Origin of the sequence: Thioclava sp. JE_KL1, from assembly GCF_009296265.1 — a bacterium.
GTDB lineage: Bacteria > Pseudomonadota > Alphaproteobacteria > Rhodobacterales > Rhodobacteraceae > Thioclava.
Genome location: NZ_WBJS01000044.1, coordinates 1 through 2,517, shown reverse-complemented (window position 1 = coordinate 2,517; position 2,517 = coordinate 1). Strand labels below are relative to the sequence as shown.

Genomic DNA, 2,517 nt, shown 5'->3' with positions numbered 1-2,517 from the left:
TGGTGCCGGCGGAGTGGGTTTGTCTCCCGTTGCAGGCACCGCATCGGCCCAACGCCTCAGCAAACACAGGGGTATCCACATTGCCGAGGCGAGGTCAACAGGTACCCTTTGTACTACGACCTGTTCTACGGCAGCGGAGAGCGGGTGAGATGGCCTGTAGTGGCCAATGCGATGAGCAGAGGCGAGAGGGCCTTAGCTGAGCTGATGCGGCTTTCACTGGCTCTCTCAGGGTTTTGAGCTGCAGTCCACACTGGGGTAGTCACGACACCCCAAGGGGGGAAACGGAAACGAGGAAAGCATTGGTAGACCGCTCAGATTTTTGCCCCCAACTAGCCGGAGATGTAGCTCGCGCTCTTTAGGGGACCAAAGATGCGTTGGAAGGCATCGCATCCGCGCGGGGAGTGGATAGAGACCTCAATCAGCCCGAGGCGCTCTATTGCAGCTTTCATGTCCTTGTGACGCCGGATCCGCTTGTTGAAGTTGGAGCGGTCCCGATAGCCCGTCACTTCCATCAGGTCTGTGAAGTGGATTGGAGCCGTCGGGTATTTGGCCAGCCGCGCCTCGATGAAGCCGACAGCATCCCTCAGGCTCCCACGCAAGGGCTTGTGCTTGGGGTTCCAAGTCGCGATCCGAGCGTCGGGAAACCACCCGGGGAGCGCCTCACGTAGTCCATAGCGAGGTGCTGCGATGATGTGGGCGTCACAGGGAAGGCAGCGACCACCTGCACAGCCACGGGCGCGTCCACGACCGACAGCCTGCAGAAGAATGTCTCCCAGTTCTCCCAGCTCGATCTCTTCGACCAGACCCTCAGGCAGCTCCTCGGTCACGGGGAGGCCACTGCTAGCATAAGCAAGGCCCCTGAGCTGGCTCTCGGGGAGGTGCATCAGACCCGCAACGATCACGTTGGGGACGTGGTGGAAGGCGTTGGTGCTGCGGTGGCTCCCCCAGCTCAGGAACTCGACACGGTCCACTTCGGTCTGACAGTGGGCCTTGATCAGCTGTTCCGGGGCCACCTTTCCGAAGGCCTTATGGTGAATCACAAGCCACGGCTCATCGGGCTTGCTATCAATGATGGTGGCAATCTCTCGGGCAAGTTGATCACCGTTCTCTTGCCAGCTGAACTTGCCGCCCCCCTGATCCAGAAGGTGGAGTGTAAGGGGCGCGTAGCTCTTCGCGGCTGACGGGAGGAGGACGGGACCAGCGGACTGTCTCTGCCACTCGCGGTAGCTGGTGCGGACCCTAGCGGAGGCATCAAGGATCAGGGCTGGGGCGAAGTCCTCGGGCAATGCGTCTCGGATGTTGAGCGCTATCTTCTTCTGCCCTGAGGAGGGGAGCACACGGACAGGTCGCCCCGCTGCCCCCATGACCTTGGCGACCAAATCACGGACATGGTCCGGTAGCTCGCGAGGGAGAACCAGGAACCTTAGACCTTCTGGTAGTCGCGGCCAGTGGTAGACCGCCTCTGGAGACACCAAGAGCAGCTCCAGGCAGCGCTGGACCCAGTCCGCAAGCGAGACAGAGACCTCTCGGAGGGCTGGCAGCACACCGCCCAGCTCGTCGCTGGAGATTGTGGCGATGGCTTGCGGGTCGAGGCCCTCATCCCAAAGCCGCACCTGCCGCACCTTGCCATGAAAGTGGAAGTCACCGCAGTGCCTAAACACACCGCCGGAGCATCGACGAGCCAGCATCTGCTGTGTCGTAAAGAGTATCTGAGCATGGTTAGGCTGCGTGGGCGACAGCCTGTTGAGTCCCGGATTGGAGGTCAGAACAGCAAAGTCCGCAGGGTGCAGGTCTGCATCGGAGACTAGCCGTTCGATCTCGTCCAGACGGGATACGAACACCACCAGCCCGACATCATCATGGTCAGGGGACACACTTACCTCATGGAGGAAGCGAGCAAGCAAGGTGGTCTTTCCCATTCCGGGGTCGAGACTGCTGACATGGAGACGTGGAGCTGCTCGCCCCTCAGCCATGTCCCCGAGGCAATCAGCTACAGCTTGCAGGGCCTTGATCTGGTCAGCAGAGGCGGCAACCCCACGGCTGAGAAAGACCTCCCCTAGCTCCTTCATCACATTCTCAGCGAGGCCAGGTGGTCTTATGGTACAAACATCATCTCTACTTAATGGTAACTGCACCAGTTTGGGGTTGATGGGTAAAGGCGGCGGGGCGGGAAGAAGCTTACGGCATACGAGATGGTCAAGCGACATCGGGTCCTCGTTGGAGATAAGGGAGAAGATGTAGGACCCGCATGACGAGAGCAGGGCCTGTTTCTAATGGTGTCCCCTAATTCCCCAAGCGCCTGACTGCCGATCCACCTTGAAGCTCTGCATAGCTATCCTGCCCTAGACGGAAACTCGATCCACGCAATCATGATCAACGGTGACCCGTGGTTCGTGGTCCGCGACGTGCTAGGGGTGAAGGACACCTCAATGGCGCTGAAAAACACAAGTCAGGCTTGTGTTATGATGTACAAAACCCCCGGCACACGTGGCCGAGAGAGCAACCTGGTTGAACAGG

General features: G+C 59.8%; 1 protein-coding gene. It reads right to left on the bottom strand.

The window, feature by feature from the left end; all coding sequences use genetic code 11:
• Window positions 1-329: 329 nt before the first annotated feature.
• On the bottom strand, window positions 330-2,069 hold the full coding sequence (locus F8R15_RS20765; protein WP_152845858.1) for a hypothetical protein: 1,740 nt from the start codon (window positions 2,067-2,069) through the stop codon (window positions 330-332).
• Window positions 2,070-2,517 lie beyond the last annotated feature (448 nt).